Source organism: Microbacterium sp. A93 (assembly GCF_051842835.1).
Genome location: NZ_JBPXMT010000004.1, coordinates 138,689 through 154,829 on the forward strand (window position 1 = coordinate 138,689; position 16,141 = coordinate 154,829).

General features: G+C 65.3%; 16 protein-coding genes. 8 read left to right on the forward strand and 8 right to left on the reverse strand.

Annotated elements, in window-relative coordinates; translation table 11 throughout:
* Nucleotide 1 precedes the first annotated feature (1 nt).
* From ACSU1G_RS11625 to ACSU1G_RS11635, 3 genes are all read left to right on the forward strand, one after another.
* Entirely contained in the window at nt 2–973 is a 972-nt protein-coding gene (locus ACSU1G_RS11625) for an ABC transporter permease (protein ID WP_439280107.1), read from the forward strand.
* Complete coding sequence (locus tag ACSU1G_RS11630) at nt 973–3,243, forward strand: glycoside hydrolase family 3 N-terminal domain-containing protein (protein WP_439280108.1); 2,271 nt, start codon at nt 973–975, stop codon at nt 3,241–3,243. Before ACSU1G_RS11625 ends, ACSU1G_RS11630 begins: the two co-directional genes overlap by 1 nt.
* A gap of 64 nt (nt 3,244–3,307) precedes the next feature.
* The gene (locus tag ACSU1G_RS11635) at nt 3,308–4,807 is read left to right on the forward strand and encodes a SulP family inorganic anion transporter (RefSeq protein ID WP_439280109.1); all 1,500 of its coding nucleotides are present in this window, start codon (nt 3,308–3,310) and stop codon (nt 4,805–4,807) included.
* A gap of 53 nt (nt 4,808–4,860) precedes the next feature.
* Here ACSU1G_RS11635 and ACSU1G_RS11640 read toward each other — a convergent pair whose 3' ends face one another.
* From ACSU1G_RS11640 to ACSU1G_RS11650, 3 genes are all read right to left on the reverse strand, one after another.
* Nucleotides 4,861–5,868, reverse strand: a complete 1,008-nt coding sequence (locus ACSU1G_RS11640) for a LacI family DNA-binding transcriptional regulator (protein ID WP_439280110.1) — start codon at nt 5,866–5,868, stop codon at nt 4,861–4,863.
* A gap of 9 nt (nt 5,869–5,877) precedes the next feature.
* Nucleotides 5,878–7,536 (reverse strand): glycoside hydrolase family 13 protein, encoded by a 1,659-nt coding sequence (locus ACSU1G_RS11645; protein ID WP_439280111.1) that lies wholly within the window; start codon nt 7,534–7,536, stop codon nt 5,878–5,880.
* 61 nt (nt 7,537–7,597) lie between these two features.
* Complete coding sequence (locus tag ACSU1G_RS11650; protein WP_439280112.1) at nt 7,598–8,524, reverse strand: 2-hydroxyacid dehydrogenase; 927 nt, start codon at nt 8,522–8,524, stop codon at nt 7,598–7,600.
* Nucleotides 8,525–8,630: 106 nt separating this feature from the next.
* Here ACSU1G_RS11650 and ACSU1G_RS11655 point away from each other — a divergent pair, with 106 nt between their 5' ends.
* A complete protein-coding gene (locus ACSU1G_RS11655) occupies nt 8,631–9,059 on the forward strand; it encodes a DUF1761 domain-containing protein (protein WP_439280113.1) in 429 nt (142 codons plus the stop codon).
* Between the two features lie 26 nt (nt 9,060–9,085).
* Here the strand turns inward: ACSU1G_RS11655 and purQ are convergent, their stop codons facing one another.
* The 3 genes from purQ to ACSU1G_RS11670 all read right to left on the reverse strand — a co-directional run bounded on the left by purQ (nt 9,086) and on the right by ACSU1G_RS11670 (nt 11,276).
* Nucleotides 9,086–9,793, reverse strand: a complete 708-nt coding sequence (gene purQ / locus ACSU1G_RS11660) for a phosphoribosylformylglycinamidine synthase subunit PurQ (protein WP_439280114.1) — start codon at nt 9,791–9,793, stop codon at nt 9,086–9,088.
* The gene (gene purS / locus ACSU1G_RS11665; protein WP_439280115.1) at nt 9,790–10,038 is read right to left on the reverse strand and encodes a phosphoribosylformylglycinamidine synthase subunit PurS; all 249 of its coding nucleotides are present in this window, start codon (nt 10,036–10,038) and stop codon (nt 9,790–9,792) included. The genes purQ and purS overlap by 4 nt, the downstream gene beginning before the upstream one ends.
* 62 nt (nt 10,039–10,100) lie before the next feature.
* On the reverse strand, nt 10,101–11,276 hold the full coding sequence (locus tag ACSU1G_RS11670; RefSeq protein WP_439280116.1) for a benzoate/H(+) symporter BenE family transporter: 1,176 nt from the start codon (nt 11,274–11,276) through the stop codon (nt 10,101–10,103).
* Nucleotides 11,277–11,408: 132 nt separating this feature from the next.
* On the opposite strand from ACSU1G_RS11670, the gene ACSU1G_RS11675 reads away from it, so the two are divergent.
* On the forward strand, nt 11,409–11,981 hold the full coding sequence (locus tag ACSU1G_RS11675; protein ID WP_439280117.1) for an NADPH-dependent FMN reductase: 573 nt from the start codon (nt 11,409–11,411) through the stop codon (nt 11,979–11,981).
* Nucleotides 11,982–12,146: 165 nt separating this feature from the next.
* On the opposite strand, the gene ACSU1G_RS11680 is transcribed toward ACSU1G_RS11675, so the two are convergent.
* Together ACSU1G_RS11680 and ACSU1G_RS11685 are read right to left on the reverse strand one after the other, a co-directional pair.
* Nucleotides 12,147–12,824 carry a response regulator gene (locus ACSU1G_RS11680; RefSeq protein ID WP_439280118.1) on the reverse strand — a complete coding sequence of 226 codons (678 nt, stop codon included), beginning with the start codon at nt 12,822–12,824 and terminating at the stop codon, nt 12,147–12,149.
* Nucleotides 12,821–14,080 (reverse strand): sensor histidine kinase, encoded by a 1,260-nt coding sequence (locus tag ACSU1G_RS11685; protein ID WP_439280119.1) that lies wholly within the window; start codon nt 14,078–14,080, stop codon nt 12,821–12,823. The genes ACSU1G_RS11680 and ACSU1G_RS11685 overlap by 4 nt, the downstream gene beginning before the upstream one ends.
* A 216-nt stretch (nt 14,081–14,296) precedes the next feature.
* On the opposite strand from ACSU1G_RS11685, the gene ACSU1G_RS11690 reads away from it, so the two are divergent.
* The 3 genes from ACSU1G_RS11690 (at nt 14,297) to ACSU1G_RS11700 (ending at nt 16,133) form a co-directional block, all read left to right on the forward strand.
* Nucleotides 14,297–14,920, forward strand: a complete 624-nt coding sequence (locus tag ACSU1G_RS11690) for a dihydrofolate reductase family protein (protein ID WP_439280120.1) — start codon at nt 14,297–14,299, stop codon at nt 14,918–14,920.
* Between the two features lie 74 nt (nt 14,921–14,994).
* Nucleotides 14,995–15,393, forward strand: a complete 399-nt coding sequence (locus ACSU1G_RS11695; protein WP_439280121.1) for a hypothetical protein — start codon at nt 14,995–14,997, stop codon at nt 15,391–15,393.
* Complete coding sequence (locus tag ACSU1G_RS11700; protein WP_439280122.1) at nt 15,393–16,133, forward strand: RES domain-containing protein; 741 nt, start codon at nt 15,393–15,395, stop codon at nt 16,131–16,133. Before ACSU1G_RS11695 ends, ACSU1G_RS11700 begins: the two co-directional genes overlap by 1 nt.
* The last annotated feature ends 8 nt before the right edge of the window (nt 16,134–16,141 follow it).

Here is a 16,141-nt window from a genome sequence, read left to right on the forward strand (position 1 = left end):
GATGACCATCACTACATTCCTGACGAAGACCGCCAGCGCCTTCGCGATGTTCCGCAATGCGAAATCGATCACTGGCCTGTCGATCCTCGCGTTCTTCGTGCTTGTTGCGATCTTCGCCGATGTGCTCGCACCCTTCTCGCCGACGAAGATTGACAACTCGGCCCGGTTGCAGCCGCCCTCCGCAGCTCACTGGCTGGGGACGACCCATATCGGTGAGGATGTTCTCAGCCAGGTCATCCACGGCACCCGCGGTGTCATCGTCGTCGGCTTCCTCGCAGCTCTCATCGCAACCCTCATCGCGATCACCGTGGGTGTGATCGCGGGCTACCTCTCCGGGTGGAAGAGCGAGGCGCTGTCGGCGCTGACCAACGTGTTCCTAGTGATTCCCGGCCTTCCACTGATCATCATCGTCTCCTCACTGTTCGAAGACCCGCCGTTGGTGCTCATCGCCGGGGTGCTGGGGCTCACCGGATGGGCGTGGGGAGCGCGCGTGCTGCGCGCGCAGACCATGTCGTTGCGCAACCGAGACTTCGTCCAGGCCGCTCGCGCCAACGGAGAGCCGTTGCGCCGCATCATCACCGTCGAGATGCTGCCGAACCTCATGGCACTGATCGCCGCGAGCTTCGTCGGCACGGTGACTGCCGCCATTCTGGCGCTGACGACGCTGTCGTACATCGGGGTGATCCCGATGACCACCTACAACTGGGGCACGATCCTGAACTGGGCCTCGGCGCAGGGCGCCTTCGGTCAGAATCAGTGGTGGTGGTACATGCCTCCGGGGCTCTGCATCGCAGCCATCGGCGTCGCCCTGTCGCTGATCAACTTCGGCATCGACGAATACGTCAATCCGCGGTTGCGCTCCGCCGGCGAACGCGCCCGCGCCATGAAGAAGAAGGGGCTCGACGTCAACGACGCCGTCACCGTCGTGCGCACCGAATCCTCCCTGAAGACCATGACAGAGATCAAGAAGTGATGACACACCCCACACTGAGAACCGTCCCCTACCTGAACGCCGATCTGCCCATCCCGGAGCGGGTCGCCGACCTCCTCGGGCGCATGACGCTTGAGGAGAAGATCGGGCAGATGCTGCAGCTCGACGCGCGCGATGATCTCGACGATCATGTGCTGCGCCGCTCGGTCGGATCGATTCTGCACACCTCTCCGGAGCGTCTCTTGCGCGCGAACGAGCTGACCGCTCAGACGCGGCTGCGCATCCCGCTGATCGTCGGGGAAGACTGCATCCATGGCCACTCCTTCTGGCCGGGTGCGACGATCTATCCGACCCAGCTCGGAATGGCCTCTTCATGGGACGCTTCGCTCATCGAGCGCGTCGCCCGTGCAACCGCGGTCGAGGTGGCAGCCACCGGCATCCACTGGACATTCTCACCAGTGCTCTGCATTGCCCGTGACCTCCGCTGGGGGCGCGTGAACGAGACGTTCGGCGAAGACCCGTTCCTCATCGGCGAACTCGCCTCCGCCATGGTGCGGGGATATCAGGGCAAAGGGCTCGACGACCCGACCGCGATTCTCGCCTCGGCCAAGCACTTCGCCGGATACTCCGAGACCCAGGGCGGACGCGACGCCAGCGAGGCGGACATCTCGCGCCGCAAGCTCCGTTCGTGGTTCCTGCCACCGTTCGAGCGCGTCGCACGGGAAGGATGCCGCACCTTCATGCTCGGATATCAGAGCACCGACGGCGTCCCGATCACGATCAACGACTGGCTGCTCAACGACGTGCTGCGCGGTGAGTGGGGCTACACCGGCACGCTCATCACCGACTGGGACAACGTCGGCCGAATGGTGTGGGAACAGCACGTGCAGCCCGACATCGCGCACGCCGCCGCCGCCGCGGTGAAAGCCGGCAATGACATGGTCATGAATACGCCGACCTTCTTCGAAGGTGCGCTGGATGCTGTCGCCCAGGGCTTGCTCGACGAGAACTCCTTCGACGCTGCTGTCGAGCGGATCCTGACGCTGAAGTTCGAGCTCGGCCTTTTCGAGAACCCGCGGCTTCCTGTCGAAGCTGTCGAGCAGCTCGTCGGGACGGCCGCGCACGCGGAGCTGAACCTCGAGGTCGCCCGCCGCTCGCTCGTGCTTTTGGAGAACGACGGTACGTTGCCACTTGCGCCGGCTGCGCCTGGTGGGCCACTTGCGCCAGCGACCGTGAAGCGCGTCGCCGTCGTCGGGCCGCTCGCGGATGATGCGCAGGAACAGCTTGGCGACTGGGCCGGTGGCTCCGGTCAGGCCGGCTGGCTCGACGGACAGCCACGCGAGATGATCACGACCGTGCTCGACGGTCTGCGCGAGATCGCGCCATGGGAGGTCGTGCACGCACGCGGTGCGGACATCCTCACTCTCGAACCCGACCCACGCGGCGTGACCTGGCCGGATGGCCAGCCTCGGCCTCCGGTCGTGTCGCCCTGCGCACCGGATGCCGATCAGATCGCTGCGGCTGTCGCGGCGGCCGAGTCTGCGGATGCCGTCATCGCTGTCGTCGGCGATGCGTTGGGCCTTTACGGCGAGGGCCGCTCGACCGCGACGCTCGAACTAATCGGCGGGCAAATCGCCCTGCTCGACGCACTGATCGAGACCGGTAAGCCGGTGATCGTCGTGCTGCTCGCGTCGAAGCCGCTCGTGCTGCCGGCATCCGTTTCGCGTGCCGCGGCGGTGCTGTGGGTGGCGAACCCGGGCATGCAGGGCGGACGCGCGATCGCCGAGCTGCTGACGGGTGTGACCGAACCAACCGGCCGTCTGCCGATCTCGTTCGCCAGGCATGCCGGTCAACAGCCGACCTACTACAACCAGATCCGCGGGCAGCACGGTGACCGCTACGCCGACCTCACGCAGTCGCCGGCATGGGCGTTCGGTGAGGGTCTGTCGTACACGACGGTTGCGTATTCCGATCTCGTGGTCGAAGAGGCGACGCTCGCGGCATCCGACACCGTCGTCGCACAGGTGACGGTGACGAACACCGGTGAGCGTCCGACGATCGAGACAGTGCAGGTGTACGTACGGGACGCCATCACCAGCGTCAGCTGGGCCGACAAGGAGCTCAAGACCTACCGCCAAGTGGCACTGGCGCCGGGAGAGAGCGCCCGGGTGCGGATCGATCTGCCCGTCGCGGACTGCACGATCGTGGACGCCGCAGGCAACAGAGTCGTGGAACCAGGAGAGTTCGAGCTGCTGGTGGGCCCGAGTTCGCGGGATGAGGTGCTGCTACGCACCGGTTTCGTGGTCGCCTGAACGCGGATCGTTCCCCGGCTACAGTGGATCTGCCCCGGTCGGGGCGTTCACCTCTGGAGTCTTCATGACCACTGCCGCTGACGATCGCGCCCGCTATCGCGCGAATCCGTCTGTTCTCACCGCTCTGAAGAACCCGCGGATGCTGACGCGCGAAGTCCTCGCGGGGCTCGTGGTCGGTCTCGCCCTCATCCCCGAGGCCATCGCGTTCTCGGTGATCGCCGGAGTCGACCCCAAGGTCGGCCTGTTCTCGTCATTCATCATGGCGGTGTCGATCGCGTTCCTCGGTGGACGTCCGGCAATGGTCACCGCGGCCACCGGTGCCGTCGCACTGGTCGTCGCTCCGGTGGCGCCGGCCTACGGCCTGGACTACCTCATCGCCACCATCCTGCTCGCCGGGCTGTTCCAGGTGCTGCTCGCTGTGCTCGGAGTCGCGAAGCTCATGCGCTTCATCCCCCGCAGCGTCATGACCGGGTTCGTCAACGCGCTGGCGATCTTCGTGTTCAGCTCGCAGGTGCCGCACCTGCTGAACGTGCCCTGGCTGGTGTATCCGCTGGTGGCGCTTGGCATCGTCGTCATGATCTTCATGCCGAAGATCACCAAGATCATCCCGGCGCCACTGATCTCGGTGATCATCGTGACCGCCGTGGTCATGGTTTTCGCGATCAGGGTGCCGACGGTCGGCGATCAGGGCGAGCTGCCGCAGAGCCTCCCCGAGCTTTTCATCCCGAATGTGCCGCTCACCTGGGAGACGTTCACGATCATCGCGCCATTCGCGCTCGCTGTCGCCGTGGTTGGCCTCATGGAGACGCTGATGACGGCCAAGCTCGTCGACGAGATCACTGACACGCACTCTCGCAAGACGCGTGAGGCCTGGGCGCAGGGCGTATCGAATATGTTGTCCGGGTTCTTCGGCGGCATGGGCGGATGCGCCGTGATCGGCCAGACCATGATCAACGTCAAGGAATCCGGCGCGCGCACCCGCATCTCGACGTTCTGCGCCGGGATCTTCCTGTTCCTTCTCGTCGTCGTATTCGGCGACTTCGTCTCGACGATTCCGATGGCCGCGCTCGTCGCCGTCATGGTCATGGTCGCGATCGGGGCATTCGACTGGCACAGCATCCGTCCGTCGACTCTGAAGCGGATGCCGAAGAGCGAGACCGCGGTCATGCTCGTCACCGTGCTCGCGGTTGTCATCACCAACAACCTGGCGATCGGGGTCATCGCCGGGGTGCTCATGGCGTCCGTGCTGTTCGTCAGGCGGGTCGCACACTTCGTGACGGTGGTCCGAACGGTGGCGGGCGACACTGCGCACTACGTCGTCGACGGCCAGCTGTTCTTTGCCAGCAGCAACGACCTGACCACGCAGTTCGAGTATGCCGACGATCCGGGCCGTGTCGTCATCGACCTGTCACGATCGCGAATCTGGGACGCGTCGACCGTCGCCGCACTGGACGCAATTCAGACCAAGTACGCACAGCACGGCAAGTCCGTCGAGCTGGTGGGGCTCAACGACGCCAGCGGAATGTTCCACGGCCGGCTGAGCGGCGGCTTCCCGCCCGCCTGATCCGCGGAACCTGCTGATCCGCGGAACCGCCTGATCCGCGGGAACGGTGCGGGTCAGCGTCGCGCGGTCGTCCCGCGAACCCGCAGTTCGAAGGGCAGTGCCTCGTGCTCCTGAGGGGTGGTCGAATCCGCGCTCAACCTGGCGAGCACGGCATCTGCTGCCCGCTCGCCCTGCTTGAACGGGAACTGGTCGACAGTGGTGAGGCGGAAGACCCGGCCCAGGTCGTGGCCATCGATACCGATCACCGACAGATCTTCGGGAACGCGGTAGCCGAGGTCACGTGCGGCGAGGATGGCGCCGACCGCCATCTCATCGGATGCCGCGAACACCGCCGTCGGGCGGGCGCCCGGGCGCCCGAGCAGCTGCTTGCAGGCGCGATAGCCGCCCTCGACCGTGAAGTCCGCTGGCTCGAGCAGGGCGGGGTTCAGGGTGATCCCGGCATCCGCCAATGCCTTCTCGAAACCGAGGCGGCGATTGGTGGGGATGTGGAAGTCGATGTCGAACTCTGGGTTCGCACCGATATGCGCGATCTCGGTGTGACCGAGGCCCAGTAGGTGCTCAGTGGCGAGCTGGGCGAGGGCGAAATCGTCGACGGTGAGGGTGTCGAGCTTCGGATTCGGGCCACCGATCGCGATGACGGGCAGCCCGAGCGCGAGCAACCGCGTGGTCTCTGCCTCGTCGAGTTCGATCGACACGGCGATCACGGCATCCACTCGCTGCCTGCGCAGCGCCGTCTCGAACACGTCCTTGCGGGCATCCGCATCCGCCGTGATGTTGTAGAGCGTGATGTCGTAGCCATGGCGCATCAGGGCGCTGGAGACACCGGAGAGCACGGTGCTGAAGAACCAGCGATCCAGGAACGGCACGACGACGCCGATGTTCCGGGTGCGGCCGGAAGCGAGGCTCGATGCGCGTGACGAGACCACGTAGCCGAGCGATTGCGCGGCTACGTGGACTCGCTCACGGGATACTGCTGACACATAGCCGCGACCGCTGAGCGCGCGCGAAACCGTCGCCGTGGAGACTCCGGCCAGCTTGGCGACCTCATCGATGCTGACCATGTGGCGGGGTCAGGCCTTCAGATACCAGGCGGCGGTGTCCGTCGGCAGTGCGGTGCCATCAAAAGCCTGACTCTGCACGACGAACGTCACGCCTTCGCCCAGCTCGAGCGGAGCATCACTCAGGTTCACTGCCACGTGCAGGTCGCCGCGGCGGAACGCGACAGCATCCGTGCCGAGGTCTTCCCACACCAGCGAACCGGTGCCCAGCGCGCGTTCGCGACGCAGGCGCAGCAGTGCCTTGTAAAGGTTGAGGGTGGAGGTGGCATCCGGCTCCTCGACGTCGCGGGCGAATGCCGCCCACTCGGCCGGCTGCGGCAGCCACGCATCACCGGAGTCGTTGAAACCGTAGGCAGGAGCATCCGCTTCCCAGGGGATGGGCACGCGGCATCCGTCACGCCCGTAGCGCTCACCATTCGTGCGGAACCAGGTCGGATCCTGACGGAACTCGTCGGGGATCTCCATGGCCTCTGGAAGACCGAGCTCTTCACCCTGGTAGAGATACGACGAGCCGGGGAGTGAGAGCATCACCGTGGTCGCTGCGCGTGCGCGGGCCAATCCTGTTGCCTGGTCGGGCTTGCCAGCAGAGAGTGGGCCGATCCCATCGCCCTGCGGGCTGTCGGCGGTGAGTGCGAGGCGCGAAGCGTGACGGATGACGTCATGGTTCGACAGTACCCACGTGCTGGGCGCGCCGACCTCACCGAACTGAACCAGCGACTCGCGGATGACGCTGCCGATGCGCTCGGCATCCCACTCGGTCATCATGTACGGGAAGTTGAATGTCTGGTGCATCTCGCCCGGCCGCACCCAGAGTGCGGTCTGCTCGAGCGTCGGCAGCCAGGCTTCGCCGCAGAGTGCGCGTTCGCCGTCGTACTCGGCCAGCACGTTGTGCCAGTCACGGTAGATGTCGTGAACGCCGTCCTGTCCCCAGTACGGCACGTCGTCCACGCCGCCCATCGAGCCGGCATCTGCCGGAGGCGTGTAATCGGGCAGGCCGTCGGCCTTGATCATGCCGTGGGCGACATCGACGCGGAAGCCGTCGACGCCGCGATCGAGCCAGAAGCGCAGGACGGAGCGGAACTCCTCACGCACCTCTTCGTTGGTCCAATCGAAGTCGGGCTGCGTCGCATCGAAGATGTGGAGATACCACTGGCCGAGGTTTCCATCGGCCTCGGTCACCCGCTCCCACATGCCACCGCCGAAGACGCTCTCCCAGTTGTTCGGGGGCAGCTCGCCGTTCTCGCCCTTGCCGTCGCGGAACATGTAGCGCGCACGCTCGGGGCTTCCGGGCGCGGCCTTTAGCGCCTGCTGGAACCAGACGTGCTGGTCGGAGGAGTGGTTCGGAACGAGGTCGACGATAACGCGGATGCGGCGAGCGTGAGCCTGCGCGAGCATCTCGTCGAAGTCGGCAAGGGTGCCAAAGATCGGGTCGACGTCGCGGTAATCGGTGACGTCGTAGCCGGCATCCTTCTGCGGACTCGTCATGAACGGGCTCAACCAGATCGCGTCTACGCCGAGATCTTGCAGCGCATCGAGACGGCTGGTGATGCCAGGCAGGTCACCGATTCCGTCGCCGGAGGCATCGGCGAATGAACGCGGGTAGATCTGGTAGATCACGGCGCTGCGCCACCACTCGGAACCGGGCGCGGCGGACTGCTCAAGCTCTGTCATGCGATGAGCCTACTGCAAGCGCTTACAGAAACGCTAGGGCGCCGATCGAATCGGTTCGGTGTCAGTCGTTGATCACGACGTTGACAGGCGCGCCACCGCTCAGCATCCGCTCGATCTGCGTGCGGACCAGGCGGGCGATGCGCGGGTTCATCGCGGTGGATGCCCCGCCCACGTGCGGCGAGATGAGTACGCCGTCAGTCTTCCAGAGCGGATGCTCCGCCGGAAGCGGTTCCGGATCGACGACGTCCAGGGCTGCGCGGATGCGTCCGTTCTGGCGCACGAGCGCATCGCTGTCGACGAGTGTGCCGCGTCCGACATTGACCAGCAGAGCGCCGGCGGGCATCAGGGCGAGCAGCTCGTCGCCGAACAAGTGATGCGTCTCGGCTCCGCCGGGAAGCGCGAGGATGACGATCTCGGCGTCAGGGAGCAGAGTGGGCAGCTCCTCGATCGAGTGCACCTGCACCCGGCCGAGGCGTTCGTGCCATACCGGGCGTGCGGTGCGTGCGACCACGGTCAGCTTGATTTCGAACGGTTCGAGCCGCACGGCGATCGCTTCTCCGACACCACCGAAGCCGACCAGCAGCACCTTGCGGTCGGCGAGGCTCTCGGCGAACACCGGCGACCACTCGCCCTGCTGCTGAGCGAGCACAAACCGCGGGAACTGCCGCTGCGCGGCAAGGGTCAGCGCCAGAGCGATCTCTGCGGTGGACGTCTCGTGCACACTGGCGGCGTTCGCGAAAGGGATGCCGGTGGGAAGGGCATTCGCCACTCCGTCGTATCCGATCGACTGGCTCTGGACGAGTCCGATGTCGAGGCCGGCAAGATTGCCGAGCACCGTCGAGCTGCCCATGTACGGCGTCACCGCGAGGTCGATGCGCTCACGCGGCGCTGGCGACTTCATGTCCCAGACCTCAAGTTCGACGCCCTCGGGGAGAGTGCCGATGTTTTCAGCCAGGCGGGCGGTGGGGACGGTGACGAAGAGGTTCACACCCTGAGCCTATCGACCGCGGAGGGCCTATCGATCGCGGACGGGCGGGGGAGTACTCTCGGCCACAACGGCGACGCTCGGTCGCGCAGATTCTCGAGGAGGAGCAATGATTCCGGAGATCAACTACTGGGCGGTGCTGCTGGCCATGCTTTCGAGCATGATCGTCGGATCGATCTGGTACACCCCGAAGGTATTCGGCACGAGATGGGCGAGACTGGCGAACGTCGATATCTCGGGCTCAGCCAAGAGCGCCGTGTGGCCGATCATCACCACGGTGCTCGTGAGTTTCATCACGGCATGGGTGCTGGCCGGAGCATCCGCCATCGCCTGGCACTTCTACGAGGGGTCGTTCTTCAGCGCGGCTGTGGTGACGTCGATCCTGCTGTGGGCAGGGTTCACCGCCGCCCGGTTCATCACGCATGATGCCTTCGAAGGGCGTCCGACCCAGCTCACGACGTTGAACATCGCGCACGAGCTCGTCACCCTCGTGATCATGGCCGTACTTATCGGGGTGTGGCCGCCAGCCGGCATCTAGTTCTGACGCGTTGCGGCTGCGGGAGGCTACGCGGCGACGCGGCTGACCGCGGCGATCGCGCTCGTGAAGAACGCCAATCCGTCGATGCCGCTGCGCATGGCGGTGGCAGTGTCGGGGCCGAATCCAGGCTCGGTGGCGTGCTCGGGGTGCGGCATGAGCCCGACGACGTTCCCTGCCTCGTTGCGGACGCCGGCGATATCGCGCAGCGAGCCGTTCGGGTTGACCCCGGCGTAGCGGAAGGCCACCAGGCCCTCGCCCTCCAGGCGGTCCAGCGTCTCGTCATCGGCGATGTAGCCGCCCTCGCCGTTCTTCAGCGGGATGATGATTTCTTGGCCCTGGGTGAACTCGTTGGTCCAGTCCGAAGTGGTGTTCTCGACGATTAGCTTCTGGTCGCGTCGCACGAAGTTCTGGTGGTCGTTGCGGATCAGGCCGCCGGGCAGCAGGTGCGCCTCGACGAGCATCTGGAACCCATTGCAGATGCCGAGAACGGGCATGCCCTTGGCCGCGGCATCCTTCACCTCGGCCATGATCGGCGAGAGCGCAGCGATTGCACCGGAGCGCAGGTAGTCGCCGTAGCTGAAACCGCCAGGCAGGACGAGCGCGTCCACGCCTTCGAGATCATGGGAGCCATGCCAGAGCGCGACGGGCTCGGCACCGGCGAGGCGCACGGCGCGCTGAGCGTCGCGATCGTCCAGGGAACCCGGCCAGGTGATGACGCCGATGCGGACGGTCACTCGACGACCTCGATGCCGACGACGTCCTCGATCACGGAGTTCGAGAGCACCTCATCGGCGATTCTCTTCACCTCGGCGAGTACAGCTTCGGTCACTTCGCCATCGACTTTGAGTTCAAAGCGCTTGCCGATGCGGACGTCACTGAAGTCGGTCACGCCGAGGCGTGCGAACGCGCCGGAGACGGCCTTCCCCTGCGGGTCGAGCAGTTCAGACTTGGGCATGACGTCGACGACGATGGTGGGCATTGAAGGCTCCAGAAGTCGCGGGAAGGCGGGCATGCCCAGTCTACCGTCCCGCCAGCTCTCGCTCAGCGCCGGAGCGGTGTCAGGATCACGCGCACAAGAAGGCCGGCCAGCAGCGCCCAGAATGCGGCACTGATTCCGACGAACGAGAGCCCGGATGCCGCGATGAGGAAAGTGACGACGGCCGGCATCCGCTCTGCGGGTTCAGCCACGGCCTGGTGCACAGAGGAGCCGAGGGCGGCGAAGAGCGCGAGACCGGCAACGGCCGGAATCACGGCGGCAGGGGCAAGGAGTACGAGCGTCGAGAAGGCCGCGGCGCAGCCGCCGAGAACGATGTAGGAGAAGCCCGTCGATACGCCAGCAACCCAGCGGCGCCTCGGATTGGGGTCTGCTTCTGGGGCTGCGGCGAGAGCAGCGCTGATCGCCGCGAGATTGATTCCATGGCCGCCCGCGGGGGCGCCGAGTGCCGTGCCAATGCCCGTTACGAACATCGCCGGACGCCACGGCACCTCGTAACCGTAGCTGCGCATGATTGCGACGCCTGGCACGTTCTGCGAGGCCATCGTCACGACAAACAGCGGCAGGGCGATGCCGACGAGCGCGCCGACGGTGAAGGTCGGGGCGACGAGTTCAAAGCGGGGGATGAGAAGCCCGGTGTCCACGGCAGCCCCACTGCGGATCAGCTCCACGCCGACCACGATGGCGGCAGCGACGAATGCCAGGGGGACTGCCCAACGCGGCGCGAGTCTGGCGAAGATCAGCCAGGTGACCACCACCGGAATCACACCCCAGGGATTCTCAGCGATGCCGACGATGGGGGCGAGGCAGAGGGGGAGCAGGACCCCCGCGAGCATCGCCTGGGCGATGGATGCCGGAATCCGCGCGATGAGTTGGCCGAACCCTGGCCATAGTCCTGCGAGCAGAGTGAGCGCTGCCACCGTGAGAAATGCGCCAATGGCGGCGGGCCATCCGCCTTCGACCACTCCGGTTGCGGCGAGAAGTGCGGCACCGGGCGTCGACCACGCGACGGTGATCGGCATCCGGTATCGCCAGGCCAGGATGACGCAGGCCAGCCCCATCGTGAGACTGAGAATCAACAGGCCGCTGGCTGCCTGAGCCGGTGTCGCGCCGACGGCGTCGAGTCCGGTGAGCACGACGGCGAATGAGCTGGTGAAGCCGACGAGTGCGGTGACGATGCCCGCAAGGACCGGTCGAGACAGCGGGGCGGGCGCGTCGGTCATAGGGGTGAGGCTAGCGCGAGACGGCACTCACAGGGAACTGATTGCATGCGTTGGAATACAATCCTTCATGCGGTCGTTGCCCACTTGAGACCGCAAACGGTTCAGCCTGATCTCAAAACAGAAGGAATACCAGTGACTCGCACCATCGGATACATCGTCGGCAGCATCTCGAGCACGTCTATCAACCGTCGCCTGGCGCGCGTGCTGACGAACCTCGCTCCCGAGGGTGTCGAGCTCGTGGAGATCTCGATCAAGGATCTGCCCTTCTACTCGCCCGACTACGACGGCGACTTCCCTCAGGTTGCGCTCGACTACAAGAAGGCAATCGCCGACGTCGACGGCGTCATCATCGTCACCCCTGAGTACAGCCGCTCCATCCCCGGCGTGCTCAAGAACGCCCTCGACTGGTCAACCCGCCCCTACGGCGAGATGTCCTTCTTCGGCAAGCCGGTCGCCGTGATCGGCACCTCAGGCTCGGGTGTCGCGACCGCTGCTGCTCAGCAGCACCTGCGCGCGATCCTTGGCCACTTCAGCGCGGTTACCATGGGTCAGCCCGAGGGCTTCATCCAGGACCGTCCGGGCCTCTTCACCGAAGACGGCCAGGTCACCGATGACAGCACCGCCGGCTTCCTCGTCGGCTACCTCGAGGCATTCAACGGCCTCATCGCTCGCGTGCAGCACTCCGCCGAGCTCGTGAACGCCTAATCGTTCTTGCTTGATCGGATGCCCTGCAGCCTCGTGCTGCGGGGCATCCGTCGTTTTCGCGCATCCGTCGCCCTCGCTGTCGCGCCCTCCGTGTGCGGAGAACAAGAACCCGGCTTCCCATGCGGATTCAGCCAGGTTTTTCTTCCCGCGCCAGCGGGGCCTGCGCTACGCCAACCCATTCCGCAGCGCCAGCACCACGGCCTGCACCCGATCGCGGGCACCGAGCTTCTGCAGCACGCGTGAGACGTGAGTCTTCACCGTTGCTTCGCCGATGAACAGTGCTGCCGCGATCTCCGCATTGCTCATCGCTTCGGACAGGAGCGCGAGAACTTCTGCCTCACGCTCGGTAAGCGGCTCGATGAGATCGAGTGAACAGGCGGATGCCGTGGCCACAGCGCCGTCGCCCGTCGCGGCCGTCGCATACCGCTGCACGACACGCCTGGTGACCTCTGGTGCCAGCATCCCGGAGCCTGCGGCGAGCACGCGCACCGCGGCGACCAGATCCTCCGGGCCACCGTTCTTCAACAGGAAACCGCTCGCGCCAGCATCCAGAGCGCTGAACAGATAGTCATCGCGATCGAAAGTCGTCACGATCGCGATAGCGGCGTGCACGTTCGGATCGGAGATGATCCGTCTGGTCGCCTCGATGCCATCCATATCGGGCATCTGTACATCCATGCAGATGACATCCGGGTCCAGAATGGATGCCGCAGCCACCGCTTCGGCGCCGGTCGACGCTTCGCCGACCACGGTGATGTCGGGCTGGATGTCGAGGATGGTGCGGAACCCGGCACGCAACATCGCGTGATCGTCGACGAGAAGAACGCGGATCGGGTCGGTCATGCGGGGGCTCCTGCCAGTTCAGCGTGCGCGTCCAGCGGAACCTGCACGCGCACGCGCCAGCCTCCGCGCTCGCGAGGTGCAGATTCAATCGTGCCACCCGAGGCCAGGGTGCGCTCACGCATGCCCAGCTGCCCCATTCCCGGCCGGGGCGCGAGTACCAGGCGGCCCGTGTTCACCACTTCGAGCTCGACGTCCTCTGCTGTGTAGCGCAGACGCACGTCGGCTGTAGCTCCGATGCCCGCATGGCGGCGGGCGTTGGTGAGTGACTCCTGTGCGATGCGATACAGGTTTACCTGCACGACCGACGGCACTGGCCGTTCTTCGCCGACGACCGTGTATTCGGTCGGGAGTCCTGCGCCATTCGACGCCGTGACGAGTCGCGCGATGTCGGCGAGCGAGACGGTGGACGCAGCATCTTCGTAGTCCCCGTTCGACCGCAGGGTCTCCAGTAGGTGTCTCAACTCGCTGATGGCTTCGCGTGCCGATTCTTCGACGCTGGAAAGGATCTGCTTCGACCGAGCGGGATCCTGATCGAGGACCATACGCGCGGCCCCTGCCTGCACGCCCATCACCGATACATGGTGCGCGACGACGTCATGAAGCTCGCGCGCGATGCGGACGCGGTCGAGCGCCACCGCCTGAGCTGCAGTGACCTCGCGTTCGCGCTCCAGGTCTTCTGTGCGCTGCTCGAGGGACTGGCGCTGCATCGCGGCTTTCCAGGCATGCTCTCCGAAGTAGTAGGCGCCGCCGAAGTAGAGCACGTTCACCAACAGTTGCAGCATCATGAAGGCGAGATACGGCGACATTGCCCCCGCGACAATCTCCTCTTCGTTGGCGGTGTCGATCGCGTCGCGGTACATCGTGATCATCAGCCAGATGAACATTCCGACGATGATCGACACCCGCACGATCATCGCCGCACGGCGGTTGGCCATCCACGCGCCTACCGTGTACAGCCCGATGAACATCGCGATGTTGCCGGCATACATCTCCGGCACCCGCAATGTCGCGGCGAAGAAGTACGCGACTGAGACGATGACCGCGACCTGAGCAGGCCAGATGCGGCGCGCGGCGAGCGGAAGCGCGAGCACGAGCAGGTAAACGATCGCCTGCCACAGTGGTGCCTGCTCTTCGCCGTACAGGCCGGAGACCGCCGACAGCGCGGCGCTAATGATGCCGGCGACGAACACGACGCCGGCGAGCAGCAGGTCGGACTGTCGTTGGCGCGCGGTCAGCGCGCGTGATGATGCGGACATGCTTCCACGGTACGGGCAAGCGGATGCCGGGACATCCGCCGTACGACGGACTCGGCGGCCCGACGCAACTTGCTATTGAAAAGCGCGGTTGTTGTTCGCAAGCTTGAAGAATCGATACGACAAAGGAGCCAGCATGCCCACGAAGGTCTTCGTCAATCTCCCCACGTCCGATGCGATCCTCGCGAAGGGCCTCGCCGCCGAACAGGGCGGCGCATTGTGACTGGCCGCATCATCATTGATCTGTTCACCACACTCGACGGCGTCGCGCAGGCGCCCGGCGGCCCAGAGGAGGACGCCTCTGACGGCTTCCCCTTCGGCGGCTGGCAGGCCGGAGTTCCAGACGAGGCCGTCGGGAAGTGGGTCCTGGAGGGGATGTCGACGCTCGACGCGCTGTTGCTCGGCCGCCGCACCTACGACCTGTTCGCGTCGTACTGGCCGCGCCACACGACGGGCCCGGAGGGTTGGATCGGGCAGCTGTTCGATCGCGTTCCGAAGTACGTCGCCTCGCGCGACGCAGACATCGATCTGGAATGGCAGGGCAGTTCGCGGGTCGGCGCAGACCTCAAGACCGAACTCGCCGGGCTGCGCGAAAGTCACCGCGACGTGCATGTGATCGGCAGTATCGACCTCGTGCAGACTCTGCTCGCTGAGCAGCTCTTCGATGAGCTGCAACTCTGGGTATATCCGCTCGTACTCGGTCGGGGCAAGAGAGTGTTTCCAGGCGGCTCTGCCGCCGCGAATCTGACGCTGCTCGGTGCTGAGGTTGGCGAGAACGGAGCAGTGAGTCTGCGCTACGCGCCCGCTCCTGGTCCGGTGCGCACCGGCGTCAGGGGGTCATAGCGCCAACGCGATCGTGCGTTTATAGGTGCAATTCCTAGGTAGATTTGCGGTACATTTCGGCGTACACTGTGGTCATGACCACCACCGTGAGCTCCGACCAACGACCGGGTCTGCGTGCGTACGAGGACTCGATCAGGCTTCCGTTCCCCGAGCTTGTTTCCAAGTTGCGCGAGATGCTCGGGGTGCGGCTGGTGGCCTACATTGGCGGCGTGAAGTCCGCGAGGTCTGTCTCCGCGTGGGCTGACGGCGCCGGGCAGCCTAGCGAGGTCGACCGCGAGCGGCTGCGTCATGCATTCCATGCTGGCGCGTTGTTGCGCGAGCGATACGACACAGTGACTGTGCAGTCGTGGTTCAAGGGTATGAACCCGTCGCTAAACGACGAGGCCCCCGCACAGGTGCTACGCGAAGAAGAACCGCTGACCGGCGCGCGAGAGGTAGTCGCCGCGGCGAAGTCGTTCGCATACATCGGATGATGTGCGAGGAACGCGAGCTGGAGCTCGAGGTCGCGGACGGTCTTGGAGATGTTTGGCATGTCGGCTACGGGCCGGATCCATGGGCGTGGGTGCCGTGGCGATACGCCAATGACGAAGGTCTCTTCGGAGGGCGCTGGGATGACCAGTTAGGTCAGTTTCGCGCGCTCTACACTGCCGACAGTCTGCTCGGGTGCTTGCTCGAATTGCTCGCGAGATTCCGCCCAAGCCGAACTGTGCTCGACGGGCTCGACGACATCGTCGACGATGACGGCAGCATTGGTCAGTTCCCCGAGGGTGCTGCAGGAACCATTGGTTTCTCATGGCTCGACGGTCGCGAATATGCCTCTGCCCGCCAGGTCGGTCGGTACTGTTTCATCACCCACTCCCGTAGCCTCGCGGCGCTCATTGCCCACTATCCACTCGATCGCCACGGACTCGCGACGAACGATATGGATGCAGCACTCTTGAAAGATGCGCACGACCGCGTGCTGACAAGATCGATCGCGCGCTGGCTCTACGACCTACACGGCGACGATGACGCCGGGGTGGTGGTCGACGGCGTGCGTTTCCAATCACGACACGGTGACGAGATTCGTGCCTGGGCTGTGTTCGAGCGTGCCGACGATCCCGCGAGAAGCCCTCGGATACGCCCCACGAGCGAGCCTGCACGCGTTCATTCAAATCTTCCAGAGCTACGTGAAACATTCAGTCGCTTCGGGCTGAGATGGGACGAAGGTTGAGAGCGCCG

Excerpts from the sequence above, each read along its gene's own strand:
- ACSU1G_RS11625 (WP_439280107.1), top strand. The coding sequence starts at position 2 with ATGACCATCACTACATTCCTGACGAAGACCGCCAGCGCCTTCGCGATG.
- ACSU1G_RS11630 (WP_439280108.1), top strand. The coding sequence starts at position 973 with ATGACACACCCCACACTGAGAACCGTCCCCTACCTGAACGCCGATCTG.
- ACSU1G_RS11635 (WP_439280109.1), top strand. The coding sequence starts at position 3,308 with ATGACCACTGCCGCTGACGATCGCGCCCGCTATCGCGCGAATCCGTCT.
- ACSU1G_RS11640 (WP_439280110.1), bottom strand. The coding sequence starts at position 5,868 with ATGGTCAGCATCGATGAGGTCGCCAAGCTGGCCGGAGTCTCCACGGCG.
- ACSU1G_RS11645 (WP_439280111.1), bottom strand. The coding sequence starts at position 7,536 with ATGACAGAGCTTGAGCAGTCCGCCGCGCCCGGTTCCGAGTGGTGGCGC.
- ACSU1G_RS11655 (WP_439280113.1), top strand. The coding sequence starts at position 8,631 with ATGATTCCGGAGATCAACTACTGGGCGGTGCTGCTGGCCATGCTTTCG.
- purS (WP_439280115.1), bottom strand. The coding sequence starts at position 10,038 with ATGCCCACCATCGTCGTCGACGTCATGCCCAAGTCTGAACTGCTCGAC.
- ACSU1G_RS11670 (WP_439280116.1), bottom strand. The coding sequence starts at position 11,276 with ATGACCGACGCGCCCGCCCCGCTGTCTCGACCGGTCCTTGCGGGCATC.
- ACSU1G_RS11680 (WP_439280118.1), bottom strand. The coding sequence starts at position 12,824 with ATGACCGACCCGATCCGCGTTCTTCTCGTCGACGATCACGCGATGTTG.
- ACSU1G_RS11685 (WP_439280119.1), bottom strand. The coding sequence starts at position 14,080 with ATGTCCGCATCATCACGCGCGCTGACCGCGCGCCAACGACAGTCCGAC.
- ACSU1G_RS11695 (WP_439280121.1), top strand. The coding sequence starts at position 14,995 with ATGACCACCACCGTGAGCTCCGACCAACGACCGGGTCTGCGTGCGTAC.
- ACSU1G_RS11700 (WP_439280122.1), top strand. The coding sequence starts at position 15,393 with ATGTGCGAGGAACGCGAGCTGGAGCTCGAGGTCGCGGACGGTCTTGGA.